This is a genomic window from uncultured Novosphingobium sp., from assembly GCF_964277725.1.
GTDB classification, from domain to species: Bacteria; Pseudomonadota; Alphaproteobacteria; order Sphingomonadales; family Sphingomonadaceae; genus Novosphingobium; species Novosphingobium fluoreni.
The window spans coordinates 1-17,887 of the sequence record NZ_CAXYKL010000188.1; the positions used below are offsets into that span (position 1 = coordinate 1).

16 protein-coding genes are annotated in these 17,887 nt (G+C 62.9%); 10 read left to right on the top strand and 6 right to left on the bottom strand.

Annotated features, from left to right (window positions below; all coding sequences use genetic code 11):
* Nucleotides 1-632, bottom strand: a 632-nt coding sequence (locus ACHWRX_RS10370) for an amidophosphoribosyltransferase (RefSeq protein ID WP_394659136.1), incomplete at its 3' end; no start/stop codon positions are given.
* Between the two features lie 261 nt (nt 633-893).
* Between ACHWRX_RS10370 and ACHWRX_RS10375 the strand changes: the two genes are divergently transcribed.
* The 5 genes from ACHWRX_RS10375 to dnaE all read left to right on the top strand — a co-directional run bounded on the left by ACHWRX_RS10375 (nt 894) and on the right by dnaE (nt 7,403).
* The gene (locus ACHWRX_RS10375) at nt 894-2,135 is read left to right on the top strand and encodes a lipoprotein-releasing ABC transporter permease subunit (RefSeq protein ID WP_183617534.1); all 1,242 of its coding nucleotides are present in this window, start codon (nt 894-896) and stop codon (nt 2,133-2,135) included.
* Entirely contained in the window at nt 2,128-2,817 is a 690-nt protein-coding gene (locus tag ACHWRX_RS10380; RefSeq protein ID WP_394659137.1) for an ABC transporter ATP-binding protein, read from the top strand. The genes ACHWRX_RS10375 and ACHWRX_RS10380 overlap by 8 nt, the downstream gene beginning before the upstream one ends.
* A 56-nt stretch (nt 2,818-2,873) precedes the next feature.
* Entirely contained in the window at nt 2,874-3,158 is a 285-nt protein-coding gene (locus ACHWRX_RS10385; RefSeq protein ID WP_058735394.1) for a hypothetical protein, read from the top strand.
* Between the two features lie 128 nt (nt 3,159-3,286).
* Nucleotides 3,287-3,784, top strand: a complete 498-nt coding sequence (locus ACHWRX_RS10390) for a glutathione peroxidase (protein ID WP_394659138.1) — start codon at nt 3,287-3,289, stop codon at nt 3,782-3,784.
* A 73-nt stretch (nt 3,785-3,857) separates the two neighbouring features.
* Complete coding sequence (gene dnaE, locus ACHWRX_RS10395; protein WP_394659139.1) at nt 3,858-7,403, top strand: DNA polymerase III subunit alpha; 3,546 nt, start codon at nt 3,858-3,860, stop codon at nt 7,401-7,403.
* A 52-nt stretch (nt 7,404-7,455) separates the two neighbouring features.
* Here dnaE and ACHWRX_RS10400 read toward each other — a convergent pair whose 3' ends face one another.
* The 5 genes from ACHWRX_RS10400 to ACHWRX_RS10420 form a co-directional block, all read right to left on the bottom strand.
* Complete coding sequence (locus ACHWRX_RS10400; RefSeq protein ID WP_353955750.1) at nt 7,456-7,761, bottom strand: hypothetical protein; 306 nt, start codon at nt 7,759-7,761, stop codon at nt 7,456-7,458.
* Nucleotides 7,762-7,797: 36 nt separating this feature from the next.
* A complete protein-coding gene (locus ACHWRX_RS10405) occupies nt 7,798-8,877 on the bottom strand; it encodes a PA0069 family radical SAM protein (protein WP_394659140.1) in 1,080 nt (359 codons plus the stop codon).
* Nucleotides 8,878-8,974: 97 nt separating this feature from the next.
* A complete protein-coding gene (gene moaB, locus ACHWRX_RS10410; protein ID WP_394659141.1) occupies nt 8,975-9,502 on the bottom strand; it encodes a molybdenum cofactor biosynthesis protein B in 528 nt (175 codons plus the stop codon).
* A complete protein-coding gene (locus ACHWRX_RS10415) occupies nt 9,492-11,270 on the bottom strand; it encodes a transglycosylase SLT domain-containing protein (protein WP_394659142.1) in 1,779 nt (592 codons plus the stop codon). The genes moaB and ACHWRX_RS10415 overlap by 11 nt, the downstream gene beginning before the upstream one ends.
* A gap of 68 nt (nt 11,271-11,338) precedes the next feature.
* A complete protein-coding gene (locus ACHWRX_RS10420; RefSeq protein WP_394659143.1) occupies nt 11,339-12,082 on the bottom strand; it encodes a uracil-DNA glycosylase family protein in 744 nt (247 codons plus the stop codon).
* An 88-nt stretch (nt 12,083-12,170) separates the two neighbouring features.
* On the opposite strand from ACHWRX_RS10420, the gene ACHWRX_RS10425 reads away from it, so the two are divergent.
* The 5 genes from ACHWRX_RS10425 to ACHWRX_RS10445 all read left to right on the top strand — a co-directional run bounded on the left by ACHWRX_RS10425 (nt 12,171) and on the right by ACHWRX_RS10445 (nt 17,731).
* Nucleotides 12,171-13,823 (top strand): electron transfer flavoprotein-ubiquinone oxidoreductase, encoded by a 1,653-nt coding sequence (locus tag ACHWRX_RS10425; protein WP_394659144.1) that lies wholly within the window; start codon nt 12,171-12,173, stop codon nt 13,821-13,823.
* Between the two features lie 27 nt (nt 13,824-13,850).
* Complete coding sequence (locus tag ACHWRX_RS10430) at nt 13,851-14,660, top strand: 4-(cytidine 5'-diphospho)-2-C-methyl-D-erythritol kinase (RefSeq protein WP_394659145.1); 810 nt, start codon at nt 13,851-13,853, stop codon at nt 14,658-14,660.
* 1 nt (nt 14,661) lies between these two features.
* Nucleotides 14,662-15,405 carry an N-formylglutamate amidohydrolase gene (locus tag ACHWRX_RS10435; protein ID WP_394659146.1) on the top strand — a complete coding sequence of 248 codons (744 nt, stop codon included), beginning with the start codon at nt 14,662-14,664 and terminating at the stop codon, nt 15,403-15,405.
* 95 nt (nt 15,406-15,500) lie between these two features.
* On the top strand, nt 15,501-17,357 hold the full coding sequence (gene ilvD / locus ACHWRX_RS10440; protein ID WP_394659147.1) for a dihydroxy-acid dehydratase: 1,857 nt from the start codon (nt 15,501-15,503) through the stop codon (nt 17,355-17,357).
* Nucleotides 17,357-17,731: a hypothetical protein gene (locus ACHWRX_RS10445; RefSeq protein ID WP_394659148.1), complete on the top strand. Its 375-nt coding sequence runs from the start codon at nt 17,357-17,359 to the stop codon at nt 17,729-17,731. The genes ilvD and ACHWRX_RS10445 overlap by 1 nt, the downstream gene beginning before the upstream one ends.
* The last annotated feature ends 156 nt before the right edge of the window (nt 17,732-17,887 follow it).

Below are 17,887 nucleotides of genomic sequence, written 5' to 3' on the forward strand. Positions count from 1 at the left end.
CTGGCGAAGATCGTCGCGTCCCCCAGGCGGCCCATCACCAACGGACGGATGCCCAAGGGATCGCGGCAGGCGATCATGCCCTGTTCGGTCATGCAGATCAGCGAATATGCGCCCTCCACCATGCGCAAAGCATCGACGAAGCGGTCCATCAGCGTCGGGTAGCGACTGGTCGCCACAAGATGGATGATGACTTCGGTGTCCGAAGTCGATTGGAAGATCGCGCCCCGGCGAACTAGCTCGCGCTTGAGGTGGCTGGCGTTGGAGATGTTGCCATTGTGCGCGATCGAGAAGCCACCGGCTGACAGATCCGCGAATAGCGGCTGTACATTACGCAAGCCCGAGCCGCCCGTGGTGGAATAGCGCACGTGGCCCGAAGCCATCTCACCGGGCAATGTCTCCGAGATCGATTTGTCGGCAAAAACCTGCGCGACGTGGCCCAACCCACGATGCGAGTAGAACTCTCGCCCGTCATAAGTGGTGATGCCGACGGCTTCCTGACCGCGATGCTGCAAGGCATGAAGCCCCAGCGCAGCAATATTCACTGCGTCTCTTGCGCCGATAACGCCGAAAACGCCGCACTCTTCGCGCAGCTTGTCTCCGTCTTGATCACGGAAGGGGTGAGTAAAGTTCATGAGAAATTTCCGACCCGCGCGGCGCGCTTCTGATTGCGGGCATGTGATGGAAGCCGGTCCAAATTGCAAGGGAGTTGGTGGGCGCGCGGGACGATACAGCCCGATATGGCATCATCATGATATCGCGTGTCGGCATCCTCGTGCAACCTGTGTGCCGTTATGCCGTTTAGTGGCCCTACGAAGTTGATGGCTGGTCGCTTGCCACTCACGCCTCGAACACCTATTCGCCCTGGCAACCTCTTGCATCCGGACCAAACGCGCTTGCTGCTTTCCCCTTTCGAATGGATGATTGCCAAGCGCTACATGCTGCCCGGCCGGGGAGAGGCGTTCATCGCGCTCGTCGCCGGGATCAGCTTGGTCGCGGTGTCGCTGGGCGTTGCGGCTCTGGTCATCGTGATGAGCGTCATGAATGGCTTTCGCGCAGAGCTGTTCGACAAGATCGTGGGCTTGAACGGCCATGCGATCATTCAGGCCTACGGCGGGCGGCTGGGCAACTGGCAGGAGGTGCTACAAGACGTTCGCAAGACCCCCGGCGTTACGCGGGCTTCTCCCTTGATTGAGCAACCGCTTTTGGCGACGTTCAATGGCCGGGTTGAGGCAATCCTTGCGCGTGGCAACACCCCGGAAGATATCCTGCGCTTAAAGCCGCAGTTGAAGGCAGGCAGCCTCGCGCCCTTGAAGGCCGGGGCAGATCAGGTGGCGATCGGATCGCGTCTGGCCCAGAACCTGGGCGTCCAGGTGGGTGACACGATCACGATCATCAACCCGCAAGGGCGATCGACACCGTTCGGCACGGTACCGCGGCAGATCGGCTATCAGGTGGCTGCCATCTTCGAGATCGGCGTTTACGACTATGACCAGGCGTTCGTTGTCATGCCGGTCGCCGACGCGCAAACCCTGCTGCTGACCGGCGACACTATCGGCATGATCGAGGTGACCACGACGGACCCGGATCGCGTCGGTGAGATCATGGCGCCGCTCACGCGGCAATTGGCCGGGCAGGCCGTCGTCACCGACTGGAAGACGATCAACGCCTCCTTGTTCGAAGCGCTGGCGGTAGAGCGGGTGGCGATGTTCGTCGTCCTCTCGATCATCGTGCTGGTGGCGGTGTTCAACATCCTGTCTTCACTCATCATGCTGGTGCGCGCCAAGACCCGCGATATCGCGATTCTGCGCACGATGGGGGCGACGCGGCGATCTTTGACCAAGATCTTTGTCACCGCCGGCTTCCTGATCGGCGCACTCGGCACCGGAGTGGGTGTGATCCTGGGCTTCATCTTCCTGTTCTTCCGCCAGCCGATCGTCCGCGCCGTTGAACTGCTGACCGGCCAGAATCTGTGGGACCCGTCGATCCGGTTTCTGACGGAACTGCCAAGCCGCACCGACCCGGTGGAAGTGACCGTGATCTGCGTCCTCTCGCTCGTCCTCAGCTTCCTCGCCACGCTCTATCCCGCGTTCAAGGCGGCGAGCACCGATCCCGTGCAGGTGCTGCGCTATGAATAACGCCGTCGTCCGCCTTGAAAACCTGACGCGTAGTTTCGAGCAGGGCGGCGTGCGTATCGATGTGCTGCGCGGTGCCAACCTGGCGATCCAGCCTGGTGAGATCGTGGCGTTGCTGGGACCGTCTGGCTCCGGCAAATCCACCATGCTGCAGGCGATCGGCTTACTGGAAGGCGGCTTTGGCGGCCTGATCGAGATCGCCGGCATCAACGCCTCGCAACTGGGCAAGGACCAGCGCGCCGCAGTCCGCCGCGACCATATCGGCTTCGTCTATCAATTCCATCATCTGCTTCCCGATTTTTCGGCGATGGAGAACGTCGTCCTCCCTCAATTGGTCGCGCACAGATCGCAGGATGACGCGCAAGTGCGGGCGCGGGAGTTGTTGGACGCGCTAGGCCTCGGTGCCCGGCTGGACCACCGGCCGAGCCAGCTTTCGGGCGGTGAGCAACAGCGTGTCGCCGTCGCGCGGGCGTTGGCCAACAAGCCGCAGATGGTGCTGGCCGATGAGCCGACCGGCAATCTGGACGAGGCCACCGCCGATCGCGTGCTGGGCCAATTCCTCGAACTCGTTCGTGGAGAAGGTTCTTCAGCGCTGGTGGCGACTCACAACGAACGACTGGCTCGCGCCATGGATCGCGTCGTTCGTCTGCACGATGGCCTGCTCGAAGAAACAGGTCTGCGTTAATTTAGTTTAAGCACGTAGCCTCGTAACACATCAGGCATACAAATCAGGAGAAGGCGATGAGCGACATCCCCACCACGACGCAGGGCGGCTCTGGTGAAACCCATGGCATCGGCTGGAACGATGCGGCCGAGCTTCACAAGTGCGCGGATGGTGGCGGCCTGTTTCATCGGTTGAAGACGATCCGTCGCGGCACCCTGGCCGAACTGATCTCGTTCGTGCTCAGCTTGCCCGACGATCAGCAAGGCGATTACGCGATCCAGAAGGAAGGCGATCACCAGCTGAGGATTGGCGAAATCCGCGGTCTGTCGCGCCGTCCGGACTTTCCGACGCGCCATCACTGACATTTGGATTCCCCGCCGATAGGCCGTCGATCACAAGCGGTCGATCGACTGGAGGGGAGCGAAACGATAGTGGCCAGCGCTTTGGTACCAAATACGGCAATTCCACTAATCGGCGGTGACCCGACGCTATGACGACGATCGCCGATTTTCAGGTTCGCGCCGGGACTGGCGCGCCAATCGCGCTGGGCAGTAAGCTGGGCAAAGTCCTGCTGGTGGTGAATACCGCCAGCCATTGTGGCTTCACGCCGCAATATGCCGGGCTTGAGAAGCTGTGGCAGGACTTTGGCCATCGCGGGTTCGAGGTTCTGGCGTTTCCGTGCAACCAGTTCGGGCGCCAGGAGCCCGCCGCCGATTCCGAAATCGCCACATTCTGCGACATCCATTTTGGCCTGAGCTTTCCGTTGATGAGCAAGATCGACGTGAATGGTCCAAATGCACTTCCTCTGTTCGACTGGCTGAAAGGTGAAGCTCCCGGACTGCTGGGTTCTCGCGGTATCAAATGGAACTTCACCAAGTTCCTCGTCGATCGAAACGGTCGCGCGGTGCGACGCTACGCCCCGCTGGTGAAGCCGGAAGTCATCGCTGCCGATATCGAGACTTTGCTGAGGGCCGCTCCGCCCGCTTGAACCAGGCGATGTTTCCCCGGTTTTGTCCCGGCCACCCTTGATTGCGCCGGGCAGCAGCGCCAAAACCAAGCCTATGGCTTTCGCGCAGTTCGTGCCCCTCCGCATCTTCTCCAGCTTCACGATGCTAGACGGCGCGATCGAGCCCAAGGCGATCGCCAAGCTGGCAAAAGAGCGCAAGTTCCCCGCAGCGGCGATCTGTGATCGCAATGGGCTCTACGGCGCTGTTTCCTTTGCCCCGGCGTGTCGCAGCGCCGGTGTGCAACCGATCATCGGCACATTCCTTGCCATCGCCCGCGACACGGCGCCAGACGGCCCGATCGACTGGCTGGCCCTTTTCGCGCAAGACGAGACCGGGTGGAACAACTTGTGCCATCTCGTAAGCCGCGCTCATCTGGATCGACCTCTCGAACGAGAGCCACACGTCGATCTGGCGGACTTGGAAGGCCGGTCCGAGGGGTTGATCTGCCTGACCGGCGCGGCTGAGGGTGCGCTTGCCCGCCTGCTGGCCGATGGACGGGACGCCGCCGCTGGCGCGATGTGCGATGATCTGCAGCGCCTGTTTCCGCAGCGACTCTATATCGAAATCGCCCGCAGTGGTGACCCGGTTGAAGATGCGTCCGAAGATGGGCTGATCGAGATGGCCTATGCCAGGGACTTGCCGCTGGTGGCCACTAACCCGGCGCAATACGCCGAAAAGCACTTCCATTCGGCACACGATGCGCTGCTCTGCATCGCCAATTCGACGCATATCGATGCGCCTGACCGTCCTCGCTCATCCGATCAGCGCTGGGTGAAGTCGGCGGAAACGATGGCGCAGGCTTTCGCAGACCTTCCCGAGGCCCTAGCCAATACGCTCGTCGTCGCCCAGCGCTGCGCTTTTGCGCCGCCCAAGCGCAAGCCGATCCTGCCCAGCCTTGCCGGTGATAAAACCGGTGAAGAGCGGATGCTGGAACGCGATGCGCGCCTGGGCCTTGCATCGCGCCTTGCACCCTATTGGCCCGAGACTACGATAGACGAACTGAACGCCGTCCTGTCACTGCCAGAAGATCAGCGCGCCGATGCCTGGGCCGCGCGGCTCAAGCCGCACGGTGTGCCCGAAGAGTTTCTGGAATATGCCGATCGCCTGGATTTCGAGACGTCGATCATCATCCGCATGGGCTTTCCGGGCTACTTCCTGATCGTCGCGGACTTTATCAAGTGGGCCAAGGATAACGGCATTCCGGTGGGTCCCGGTCGCGGATCGGGTGCGGGATCGGTCGTCGCCTGGGCGCTGACCATTACAGACTTGGACCCGTTGAAGCTCGGCCTGCTGTTCGAACGCTTCCTCAATCCCGAACGCGTTTCGATGCCGGACTTCGACATCGATTTCTGCGAAACCCGTCGCGGCGAGGTGATCCGCTACGTGCAGGCCAAGTACGGTCATGATCACGTCGCCCAGATCATCACCTTCGGCAAGATGAAGGCCCGCGCCGTGCTGCGCGATTGCGGGCGTATCCTGCAGATGGGTTACGGCCGCGTCGACTCGCTGTGCAAGATGGTGCCCAACCATCCCACCGACCCCTGGACGCTGGACCGCGCGGTGAACGGGGCGGTCGACTTCCGGCGAGAGTACGACAACGACAAGGAAGTGAAGCGCCTTGTCGATCTGGCCCGACAGCTGGAAGGCCTGCCGCGCAACTCTTCGACCCACGCGGCGGGCGTGGTGATCGGCGATCGGCCCTTGTCCCAGCTGGTGCCGCTATATCGCGATCCGCGATCGGACATGCCGGTCACCCAGTTCGACATGAAATATGTCGAGGACTCCGGGCTGATTAAATTCGACTTTCTCGGCCTCAAGACTCTGTCCGTGCTGCGCAAGGCCACCGACCTGCTGGAACGGCGCGGCATTCGTATCGACTTGTCGACGCTCGCCTGGGACGATCCGGGCGTGTACGATCTGTTGAAGCGTGGCGACACGGTGGGTGTCTTCCAGCTGGAATCGGAAGGCATGCGCCGTACGCTGGCAGCGGTGAAGCCGACCAACTTCGGCGACATCATCGCGCTCGTCTCGCTCTATCGTCCGGGCCCGATGGACAATATCCCGCTGTTCGGTCAGCGTAAGAACGGCCTGGCGGCGATTGAGTATCCGCATGAGAAGTTGGCGGTAATCCTGGGTGAAACCTACGGAATCTTTGTCTATCAGGAGCAGGTCATGCAGGCCGCGCAGATCCTGGCGGGGTACTCGCTGGGCGAGGCTGACTTGCTGCGCCGCGCGATGGGCAAGAAGGTCCAGGCGGAGATGGATGCGCAGCGCCAGCGCTTCGTCGATGGTTGCAAGCTGCATTCCGGCATCGAGAAGGCCAAGGCGAACGAGCTGTTCGACTTGATCGACAAGTTTGCCGGATACGGTTTCAACAAGTCGCACGCTGCCGCGTACGCCCTGCTGGCGTACCACACCGCGTGGCTGAAGGCGCATTATCCGCACGAGTTTTACGCGGCATCGATGTGCTTCGACATGCACCAGTCCGAAAAGATGGCGGTGTTCGTGGACGATGCGCGCCGCAACGGCATCCAGCTCTCACCACCGGACATCAACAGGTCCGAGGCCGAGTTCACCGTAGAAGAGACGCGCGATAGCCATGCCGTGCGCTATGCGCTGGCCGGCATCCGCAACGTCGGCGAAAAGGCGATGGAGGCGATCGTCGCCGAGCGGGTGGCTAACGGCAACTTCGTCAGCCTGGACGACGTATTCCGCCGCGCACCGGCCGGATCGATGAACCGTCGCCAATTGGAAAGCCTCGCGGCGTCCGGCGCGTTCGATGAATTGGAGCCTAATCGCGCAAAGGTCATGGCGAATGCCGAGACACTTCTTGCGGAGGCGGACCGCGCCTCTCGAGAGCGGGTCAGCAGCCAGCATGCGTTGTTCGGCGGGGACGATCATGCAGAACAGGCGCTGCGCCTCGTCGATTGTCCACCGTGGGGCCGGTTGGACCAGATGGCGAAGGAGCGAGAAAACTTCGGCTTCTACTTCGCCGCCCACCCGGTTGAGCAATGGCGCATGGTGGCGACCGCCAATGGTGCGCGCACGCATGGCAGCTTGATCGCAGGCGGGGCGAGCGGCCGGGCCGGAGCGGTGATGGCCGTGCTGGTGGAAAGCGTCCAGAAGCGCAAGACCCGCAAGGGCAAGGACTTTGTGATCGCCGACTTTTCAGACCAGTCCGGTCAGTTCAGCGCTTCCTGCTTCGAGGAAAGCCTGGTCGATAGTTTCGTGAAGTGGGCGAAGGAGGGCACCTGCGTGCTTCTCAATGTGGAGCTTGATAGCCCCAGCGCCGACGAGCCCCCTCGTGTCACCGTCCGGGGTGCCCGCCCGCTGGCCGAAGTGACCAGCGATGCGCGCATGGTGATGACGATCGATATTGACCGGGTCGAGGCAATTCAGGAACTTGCCTTGCTGATGCGGCCGGGCACTAAGGGGACGGGCGAGGTGATCGCACGGCTTCATCTCGGCGATGGCCAAATGCAGAACGTGCGCCTGGGGCGCGATTTCGCGCTGGATGGAGACTTCGCCGAACAGCTGGCACAGATCGAGGGGATTACCGTCGAATCGCTGGCACCGCGCAAGCTTCGCATGGCGGCCTGATCATTCGCCGGTCGCTGGTGGCGTACCGACGCCACTAGCGACCGGCTTGGTCTTACTTGTCAGTGATCTTGTCGGCCGCGTTTTCTGCGGCGCTGCCGACTTGCTTCGCGGCGTCACCGACGCTGCTGGCAGCCTCGGCAACGGCGTTATCCTTGGCGGACTCGCTGGAGCTGGTCTGGCTGAAGAAATAAATGCCGGCGATGACCGCGATCAGCAGTACGATGGCCAGCAAAGCCGTGCCACCACCGCCGCGCCTGCGATCACCGTCGTGAATGACGGTCGTGTGGGTCGTGGGGCCGTTTGCACCCTCGACAGTCGTGATCCGTTCCTCAACCATTCTGGCCTCCTCTTCAAACATTGTACGCGCCGAAACGCCTGTATGTCTGTTCGGTTGCTAGAGCAGCGACAACTGACCATCCATGGATGGCCGCCTGAAGCGAGTGCAATCCAGTTTCACTTCCGGCCTACCCATCGCATGGCGACGCATCGCGATGGCAAAGCGCCGTCGGAAAAGGTCGGCCCAAACGCCTTCCGGCTTCATTCGCATACCAAAGCGTGGATCGTTGTCTCGACCACCACGGATCGATTGGATCGTCGCCATCACCTTGCCTGCCCGATCAGGGAAATGGGTCTGCAGCCATTCCCGAAACAAGGGTGCCACCTCGTGCGGCAGGCGCACGATGATCCATGTGGCGGCGCTGACGCCGAAATTTGCCGCCTCCGCCAGAATGCCTTCGATGTAGCAATCGGTGATCGATGGGATCACCGGCGCGATCGACACATGGCACGGCACACCCGCGTCGACCAAACGGCCCAGTGCCGCAAAACGCTTCGCTGGCGAGGCGGCCCGTGGCTCCAGCAACCGCGAGAGCCGCGCATCCAGGCTGGTCACGGAGATTCCGACCGAGGTAAGGTTTTGCCGCGCCAGTTCGGCAAGAAGATCCAGATCCTGCAAAACGCGGTCTGACTTCGTGGTGATCGTCACGGGGTGCCGCACTTCCAGGCACGTTTCGAGAACTTGCCGCGTGATCCGGTAATCCGCTTCGATCGGCTGATAGGGATCGGTGTTGGTTCCCATGGCGATGGGCGCGGGTCGGTAGCTGGGCTTTGCGAGGGTTTCCTTCAGCAGGCGGGCGGCATCGGGCTTGGCGAAAAGCTTGGTTTCAAAATCCAGCCCAGGGGACAGATCGTGGAAAGCGTGGGTCGGTCGGGCGAAGCAGTAGATACAGCCATGCTCGCAGCCACGATACGCGTTGATCGATCGATCAAAAGGTACATCGGGAGAGGCGTTGAACGACAGGATGGCCTTGGGATGCTCAACCGTTACCGTTGTCCGCAGCTTTTCGACAGGCCCGTCAACACAGTCATGCACATCCTCCCAGTCGCCATCAGCCTCACGCGCAGCGATATTGAAGCGCGTCGAGGCCTGAGACGATTGTGCACCTCGGCCCTTGGAAGATGTTTGCGCAACCATTCCTGATGTAGAACATATCAGGAACAATTATGCAAGCCAGCACGCTTTGGCCTGGCCCAGATGCCAGGTATCAACCTTGCCCGGATGGGCGACCGCATCAAATCTCGCGAAGGCGCGGCATCAATTCTACGAAGTTGCAGGGACGATTCCGGCTGTCGAGTTGCTCGGCCAGAATCCCGTCCCACCCATCTTTCACCGCGCCATTCGAGCCGGGGAGGGCGAAGATGTAGGTCCCGCGTGACAGGACCGCGCATGCACGCGACTGAATGGTGGACGTGCCGATCGTCTTGTAGCTGATCCAGCGAAACAGCTCGCCAAAGCCAGGAATATCGCGCTCTTTCACGCGGTCCAGCGCTTCGGGCGTCACGTCGCGTCCGGTCAGTCCGGTGCCGCCGGTGATGACGACGGCGTCCACCGAAGGGTCTGCGATCCAGGCTTCCAACTGCCCGACGATCGTCGGCACATCATCGCGCACGATGTTGCGGGCGGCGAGCGAATGGCCCGCCCCGGTCACGCGCTCCGCGAGGATATCGCCCGAAGTGTCGTCTTCCGGGCCGCGCGTGTCGGATACGGTGAGGACGGCGATCTGGATCGGCTTGAACGTGCGGGAAAGATCAACGGCCACGCGATATTACTCCGTTCGATGCCATGCGCACCCCGGTCGCGCTGCCAAGGCCGGGGAAGGTGGGCCACATGCCCTGCGCCAACGCCTCCCGGCTTTCCGACGCACCGCCCGCTTGCCGCTCATACATCCAGAAGTTGCGCATCACGATGTTCACGTAGCCGCGCGTCTCCCAATAGGGCAGCGATTCCATCCAGAGGAGGGGATCGCCCTGATCGCGCACTTCGCTGTTCCAGCGGCCGATCGGGGCCAGCCCCGCGTTGTACGCCGCCATCACCTTGGGCAGCAGGCCTTGGGTTGCGCCGGAGTTCTTCAGCATCTGCAAGTGCCGCTGTCCGAAAGCGAGGTTGACCTCCGGCTTGTTCAGATCGCTTGCCGATCCACTGAAGCCCAGCGATCCGCTATGGTCCTGCGCCGCGGCAGGCATGATCTGCATTAGGCCACGCGCGCCGGCCGGGCTGACCACATTGGTCTGAAATACCGATTCCTGCAGCACATGCGCGTAAACCAGTGCCGGATCGACCTGCCAACCACCGGCCGGTGTCCACTTCGGCGTAGGGAAGCGTGTCGCCGGGGCGGGTTTGCCGCCGTAAGGGGCATTGTAAGCCATCCACAGCTGTGCCTTGGGGAGACCAAGATCGCGAGCAAGGCGGCTGAGCGGTTCGAACTCGGAAGGGGCGCCGATCCGGGCTTGATAGCGCAAAACCTCGTCGGCCAGGCTATCGCGGCCGATCTCGGTCAGCGCAACGGCCACGCGGATGTTGCCCTCGTCACGCAGTTGCTGCCAGTCGGTTTGCGTGAAATCCGCCGCTGAATGCTGCTGCGGCAGGCGCAGGCCCAGTTGCTCGGCCGCGAGCATCCCATAGAGCGTCTCATCACGGACCGCGGCCTTGCGCAGGATTACCGCCGCCTGTTCTGGCTTGCGGCAACGGACCAGCGAGCGGCTTTGCCAGTAATAGGCCGCGGAGGTCAGCTCGGCATTCTCCGATCGGGTGGAGGCATTGCGGAACGCGTCCGCCGCACCGTCGCAATCGCCCAGGCGGAAGGCGGCGAGCCCGGCGGTCCACCAGGCTTCTCCCACCCACGGCCCCACGCCTTGGGTCGCAAGCTGAGCGAGTTGGTAGGCCGGGGCGTCCTGGTTCTCGATATAGAAGCTCCACGCCACCTTCTGCCGCCATTCCGCGCGGGCGGAGGGGCTGAGGGCGCCATCGATTCCATCGAGAAGGACACGCGCGCCCACCGGGTCGTCGGCCTTGATGCGATCCATGATACCGGCGGAGACCGTACCGGGCATGGTGCCGTCATTGATCGAGGAAGGGCGGATGCGCTTGGGAAGCGAGGGCAAGCTGGCAAACTGGCGCTGCACCGGCGCGCTGGGGACGCTCAATGCGCCGCGCTTCAGCGCCAGGCGGCTGATCTGGTCGGCACCGGGGAGCGTGGTGCCTTGAGACAGCCACGTCTGCAGTTCGGCCAGCTCGATCTTGGGTGAGTTTGAATCCAGGAAGTATTCCGCACGTGCCTGCTGATGCAACGGCCCATCGGGCTTTTGCGCGAACATCGACTGAACCGTGGTCCAGTCCTTATGGTCAATCGCATCGAACAAGCGGCGGTAGTAATCGCGTTCGTCCTGACTGAGCAGCGTGGGAACCGCCGTTCGGTCGGCCCTGCTGCGGAAATATTCCACCGCGGCGCTGTTGGCGAATGCGGGAGCCGATACCAGCGACGCGGCGCTCAGAAGGGCAAGAAGCCCGGCCTTGGCAGCATTCCTCAAGTTGTCACCCCAATATAATCCGATCAATTCGGCCGACCCAGTTCGTCATCACGACAGACGCCATGCATTCACGCCGTCCAGTCCAGCCACGCACGCCAGACCAAAGCCTTCCAGCGGGCCTGCGCCTGAGGCGCCGGTATCCGCCGAAGTCCCAGTAGCGGAATCGTGGCATCGTGATGGTTAAAACTGAGTGAAACGGCAGCCGCTTGAGGCGAACCGTGTCCAAGCAGCGGCAGGATGACGCCGCCGATGGCGATGATCCGTTTCGGAGCCACCAAAGCAACGTGGTGCTGCAGCGCCGCGGCGATCGCGCCTTGCGATATCGCCGACCATTCGGTTCCCGGCGAATGGCAGGGCAGGGCGCTGGCGACGTAAACCTGATCGTCGGAAATCCCGCCCGCTTTCAGGAAGCTGGCGATCATCCGTCCTTCCGGCCCAGACAACAGACGCTCGCGATCATCGGCTTCGGGTTCGCAGGCTATGATCATCACGTCTGGCGATGCCACACCGCGCGGGGGAACGCGGCCGACACAGCGGCCTCCGTCCAGCTCACGCGCGGTCATCCACCATGCCTGGAAAGCCTCGAGGTTATCCGGAAGCGGCATTGGCTCTTCGGCGATCGCGGGCGCAACGGCAGGCATGACCGGTTTGATCTGCCTGGGCGCGCTGGCATCCGGTGCCTTCGCGGATTCATCCGGAGCGAGCCAGGCATGCGGATCGTCTTCCAGAACGCTGGTCAAACCGGCATCCCGCCACCAGGCCATCGCCGCTGCGAACAACTCAGTAGAATCCGGATTTGTTCCGCGGGTCATGTCTCTAAGCCTTGACCTGTCGACCTCCACCAATCAAGGCAGTCGACGCGCAAATGACGAAATATAATTCCGTAGGGACATGACAGGCATGAGTGAACGTGAATCGATGCCGTTCGACGTGGTCATCGTCGGAGGTGGTCCGGCAGGCCTCTCGACGGCGATCCGTCTGAAACAGATCGATCCTGAATTGGCCGTATGCGTCCTCGAAAAGGGCTCTGAAATCGGCGCTCACATCCTGTCCGGCGCAGTGGTCGATCCGCGCGCTCTGGATGAGTTGCTGCCGACCTGGCGTGAAGACGGCTGCCCGATGGCCGAAGTGCCGGTGACCGACAATTGGCACTGGCATCTGACCAAGGGCAAGAAGATGTCGATGCCGCACATCATCATGCCCCCGTTCATGTCTAACGATGGAAATTACACCGGATCCCTGGGCAACCTGTGCCGCTGGCTGGCCGAGCAGGCCGAGGCGCTGGAAGTGGAAATCTTCCCCGGCTTTTCCGCGTCTGAAATCCTGTACGACGAGAAGGGCGCCGTCACCGGCGTTGTCGCCGGCGTGATGGGCATCGGTCGCGATGGCGAAAAAAAGCCCGACTACGAACCCGGCATGGAATTGCTGGGCAAGTACACCGTCTTCTGTGAAGGCGCGCGCGGTCATCTCACCAAGCGCCTGAAAGCGAAGTACGATCTGGAAGCGGATTGCCAGCCGCAGATCTACGGCATCGGCCTGAAGGAAATCTGGGACATCGCGCCCGACAAGCATGTGCCGGGTCGCGTTATCCACACGCAGGGCTGGCCGCTTTCGGAAAGCGACAGCTGGGGCGGCGGCTTCCTGTATCACCAGGCGAACAACCAAGTCGCGCTCGGCTTTGTTACCGCGCTGGACTACAAGAACCCCTACGTCTTCCCGTTCGAGGAATTTCAGCGCTGGAAACAACATCCTGACATTCGGGCGATCCTGGAAGGTGGCAAGCGCGTTTCCTACGGTGCGCGCGTGATCAACGAGGGTGGCTGGCAGTCGGTACCCAAACTGGCGTTCCCGGGCGGCGTGCTGGCGGGTTGCTCGGCCGGTTTCGTCAACGTGCCGCGCATCAAGGGCTCGCACACCGCGATGAAGAGCGGCATGCTGGTAGCAGAAGCGATTGCGGCGGCGGTAAAGGCCGGGCGCGAGCAGGATAGCCTGGACGAATACGACGCCGCCGTGCGCGACAGCTGGATCGCCACCGAACTGAAGCTGGTGCAGAACGCTGAACCGATGGTCGCCAAGTGGGGCGGCGAAATGGGTACGGTGCTGGCCGGCGCGGACATGTGGCTGCGCACTTTGTTTGGCTTCGGCCTAGCCAAGCCGATGAAGCATCACCGCGATTCCGAGGCCACCGGTCGTGCGGATCTTTACCGCCCCATCGCTTATCCCAAGCCCGATGGCGTGATCAGCTTCGACCGCCTGACCAGCGTTTCCTACTCTTTCACCAATCATGAAGAGGATCAGCCGGTCCACCTCGTGCTGAAGGACCCGGACTATCCGCTGCGCACCGAGCTTCCGGTGTTTGGCGGACCATCCACCCGGTACTGCCCCGCAGGCGTCTACGAATACGTCCGCAACGAGGATACGGGCGCGATGCGCTTCCAGATCAATTCGCAGAATTGCGTGCATTGCAAGACCTGTGACATCAAGGATCCGGGCCAGCAGATCGAGTGGACGGCGCCGGAAGGCGGCGGGGGGCCGAACTACCCGAACATGTGATCCGGCTTCGCTGATGGCGCGCCCCACATGCTGACGGAAACGGCCTACGCCAAGATCAACCTGGCGCTGCATGTGCGGCGGCGCCGGGATGACGGCTATCATGAGCTGGAAACGCTGTTCGCCTTCGTGGACGATGGTGATCGGCTGGCCGCGCGCCCATCCCAGCAGGACAGCCTGGCGACCACGGGCGAGTTTGCTCCGGCTATCGACGATCCTTTCGGCAACATCGTCGCCAAGGCGCTGGGCAAGCTTCCCCACGGCCCCGGTTGGGCGGTGGACCTGGAGAAGCGTCTGCCCGTCGCCGCCGGTCTGGGCGGCGGATCGGCCGATGCCGGCGCGGTGTTCCGCCTGGTGGAGCATGCCCATGGCTTGCCTGACGATTGGGCCCGTCGCGCCGCTACTCTGGGCGCGGACGTGCCCGCCTGCGTGCTTTCGCGGGCCTGCATCGGTACGGGCATCGGCACTGATCTTGAGGAAGTGCCCAACGATTTGGCCGGTATGCCGGTCATCCTCGTCAACCCGCGCGTGCCCATGCCCACGGGCCCCATCTTCAAGGGCTGGGACGGTCAGGATCGCGGCCCCATGCCATCCGGTTCCCTGCGCCAGATCGCGCTAGACGGTCGCAACGATCTGGAAGCACCCGCGCTTGCCCGGCAACCCGTAATCGGTGAGGTGCTGACCGCCTTGCGTCAGACTGGCGCGTTCCTTTCGCGCATGTCAGGCTCGGGGGCGACGTGCTTTGCCCTGTACGACCAGACGGCCGATCGCGACGCCGCGGTCGCATCGCTCGCGGATCGGCACCCGGACTGGTGGCAGATGAGCGGGGCCCTGCGCTGACATGATCGAAGGCACGGCCACGCAAACCGAGGCGTATGAGATCGTCGGCGAACCCACGGCCGGGGGCATCCTGATCATTTGCGATCATGCCTCGGCGCGGGTGCCGCAGGACATCGACCTCGGAATTCCTCCGGCGCTGCTTCGCGAGCATATCGCCGTTGATATCGGGGTGGCCGATGTCGCGCGGCGCATGGTCGGTCCGGGGATCGCGGGCTATCTTGCCAACATCAGCCGCCTGGTGTGTGACTTCAACCGCGATCCTGACGCTGCGAGCATCATCCCGGAAGTGAGCGATGGACATCCCATCCCCGGCAATGCACTGAGCGCCCAGAACAGGGCAGGACGCATCGCCCGTTTCTTCGACCCATATCATCAGGCGCTGAAGCACTTGCTGGCAGCAAAGCCGCCCGCATTCGTGCTGTCGATCCACAGCTTCACCCCGCGCCTCGCAAGCGATCCGCAGCAGCAGCGGCCCTGGCACGTCGGCGTCCTCTATAACGAAGATGATCGCGGAGCCCGCCTGGCGCTGCCATTGCTGGAGGCGGAGGGCCTCATCGTCGGTGATCAGCAGCCCTATTCAGGCCAATTGCTCAATGCCACGATGAACCGCCATATCGAGGCAAACCGCCGCCCTTATCTGGGCGTGGAAATTCGTCAGGACCAGATCGGCGACGCGAATGGCCAGGCGCAATGGGCCGAGCGTCTGGGGCGGATCGCCGTGGCGGTGTCACGCAACTTCGCTTGAACTCTACACCACCGGGCATTTTCCGCTTCGATCAGAACGAGGTGTGGAGTAGGGCGGCCTGATACCGTTTTTCCGTCCGTATTCCGGAGCCGCCCATGCCTGCCTATCGTTCCCGCACCACCACCCATGGCCGCAACATGGCCGGCGCGCGCGGACTGTGGCGCGCCACCGGGATGAAGGATTCGGACTTTGGCAAGCCGATCATCGCCGTGGTGAACTCCTTCACCCAATTCGTGCCGGGCCACGTTCACTTGAAGGATTTGGGCCAGCTAGTCGCGCGTGAGATCGAGGCGGCAGGTGGTGTCGCCAAGGAATTCAACACGATCGCGGTGGATGACGGCATCGCCATGGGCCATGACGGCATGCTCTATTCGCTGCCCAGTCGCGATCTGATCGCCGATAGCGTGGAGTACATGGTCAATGCCCACTGCGCCGATGCGATGGTGTGCATCTCCAATTGCGACAAGATCACGCCGGGCATGCTGATGGCGGCGTTGCGGTTGAACATCCCCGCCGTGTTCGTGTCCGGCGGCCCGATGGAGGCTGGCAAGGTCATCCTGAAGGGCAAGGAACGAGCGCTGGATCTGGTGGACGCGATGGTCGCCGCCGCCGATGAGAGCTACACCGACGAGGAAGTGAAGACGATCGAGCGCTCGGCCTGCCCGACATGCGGATCGTGTTCAGGCATGTTCACCGCCAATTCGATGAACTGCCTCACCGAGGCGCTGGGGCTTTCGCTGCCGGGCAATGGCTCGATGCTGGCGACCCATGCCGATCGTGAGAAGCTGTTCCTTGAAGCCGGTCGCGTCGCCGTGGACTTGTGCCATCGCTATTACGAGCAGGACGACGACAGCGTTCTGCCGCGCCGTGTCGCCAGCTTCGGCGCGTTCGAGAACGCGATGAGCCTGGATATTGCCATGGGTGGCTCGACCAATACCGTGCTGCACCTCCTGGCCGCCGCACACGAGGCCGGCGTGGACTTCACCATGACCGACATCGACCGGCTTAGCCGCAAGGTGCCCTGCCTCTCCAAGGTCGCCCCCGCAAAGAACGACGTGCACATGGAAGACGTGCATCGCGCCGGCGGCATCATGGCGATCCTGGGCGAGTTGGACCGCGCCGGGCTGATCAATCGCGATCTCCCCACCGTCCATTCCGCCTCCATCGGCGAGGCGATCGCGCGTTGGGACATCGCCCTTCAGCCCTCGTCCGAAGTGCGCGAGTTCTACGCGGCGGCGCCTGGTGGCGTGCCGACGCAGACCGCCTTCAGCCAGGCACGCCGCTGGGAGAGCCTGGACACCGATCGTGAAAGCGGCGTGATCCGCTCCGCCGAACATGCCTTCAGTCAGGACGGTGGTCTTGCCGTGCTTTCCGGCAATATCGCACTGGATGGCTGCATCGTGAAGACGGCCGGCGTCGATGAAAAGATTCTGAAGTTCACCGGTCCCGCCCGCGTTTACGAGAGCCAGGACGCCGCCGTGGCGGGCATCCTCGGCGGGCAGGTTCAGGCCGGCGATGTCGTGGTGATTCGCTATGAAGGACCACGCGGCGGGCCGGGCATGCAGGAGATGCTTTACCCGACCAGCTACATCAAGTCGAAGGGGCTGGGCGCGGCATGCGCTCTGATCACCGACGGGCGGTTTTCCGGCGGTACGTCAGGCCTGTCGATTGGCCACGTCTCGCCCGAAGCGGCAGAGGGCGGCGCGATCGGCCTTGTCGAGAACGGCGACACGATCGAGATCGACATCCCCAACCGCACCATCCACCTCGCCATCAGTGACGAAGTGATGCGGGAGCGCCGGGCAGAAATGGAAGCGCGTGGGAGAGATGCCTGGGCCCCGGTCCATCCGCGCCCGCGCAAGGTTTCCGTCGCACTGCAGGCCTATGCCGCAATGACGACCAGCGCGGCGCGCGGCGCTGTCCGTGATGTTTCGCAACTGAAACGCGGCTGATGCGCGGTGTCGCCGTTCTGTGCATCGTAGGCGCTGCGCTGGCGGGCTGTTCCTCGGGTAAGAACCAGGCAGCGCAAGTGGCCGAAGGTGGCGAGCGCATTTCGTGCGCGCTGGCCGGTGCTGGCGAGTTCACGCAGGACTGTTCGGTCGATCGTTCGCAGGTTGATGGCAAACTGACCCTGGTGGTCCGCCATCCGGACGGCTCTTTCCGCCGGTTCACAGTGGTCAGCGACGGTCGCGGCGTGGTCGTGGCAGATGGTGCGGATCAGGCCAAAGCCGTCGTGCAAGGCGACAAGCTGGCCGTAGCGGTAACCGATGATCGCTATCTTTTCCCCGCGACCGTGAAAGCCAAGGCGGCAGATGCCGGCAAGTGATCAGATCCTTTCAGTGGCGCAAATGCGCGCTGCCGAGGATCGGCTCATCGCGGGAGGCATCAGTGTCGAGGCGCTGATGGACCAGGCCGGGCAGGGCGCGGCGGATTGGGTATGGCGCATCGCCGGAACCCGGCGCGTGACCGTGCTGTGCGGTCC

Bases quoted from the DNA above. Each gene is read 5' to 3' on its own strand.
- ACHWRX_RS10400 (WP_353955750.1), bottom strand. From the start codon at position 7,761: ATGTTTGAAGAGGAGGCCAGAATGGTTGAGGAACGGATCACGACTGTC.
- ACHWRX_RS10430 (WP_394659145.1), top strand. From the start codon at position 13,851: ATGCTGACGGAAACGGCCTACGCCAAGATCAACCTGGCGCTGCATGTG.
- ACHWRX_RS10445 (WP_394659148.1), top strand. From the start codon at position 17,357: ATGCGCGGTGTCGCCGTTCTGTGCATCGTAGGCGCTGCGCTGGCGGGC.
- ACHWRX_RS10385 (WP_058735394.1), top strand. From the start codon at position 2,874: ATGAGCGACATCCCCACCACGACGCAGGGCGGCTCTGGTGAAACCCAT.
- ACHWRX_RS10425 (WP_394659144.1), top strand. From the start codon at position 12,171: ATGAGTGAACGTGAATCGATGCCGTTCGACGTGGTCATCGTCGGAGGT.
- ACHWRX_RS10420 (WP_394659143.1), bottom strand. From the start codon at position 12,082: ATGACCCGCGGAACAAATCCGGATTCTACTGAGTTGTTCGCAGCGGCG.
- ACHWRX_RS10380 (WP_394659137.1), top strand. From the start codon at position 2,128: ATGAATAACGCCGTCGTCCGCCTTGAAAACCTGACGCGTAGTTTCGAG.
- ACHWRX_RS10405 (WP_394659140.1), bottom strand. From the start codon at position 8,877: ATGGTTGCGCAAACATCTTCCAAGGGCCGAGGTGCACAATCGTCTCAG.
- ACHWRX_RS10435 (WP_394659146.1), top strand. From the start codon at position 14,662: ATGATCGAAGGCACGGCCACGCAAACCGAGGCGTATGAGATCGTCGGC.
- dnaE (WP_394659139.1), top strand. From the start codon at position 3,858: ATGGCTTTCGCGCAGTTCGTGCCCCTCCGCATCTTCTCCAGCTTCACG.
- ACHWRX_RS10390 (WP_394659138.1), top strand. From the start codon at position 3,287: ATGACGACGATCGCCGATTTTCAGGTTCGCGCCGGGACTGGCGCGCCA.
- ilvD (WP_394659147.1), top strand. From the start codon at position 15,501: ATGCCTGCCTATCGTTCCCGCACCACCACCCATGGCCGCAACATGGCC.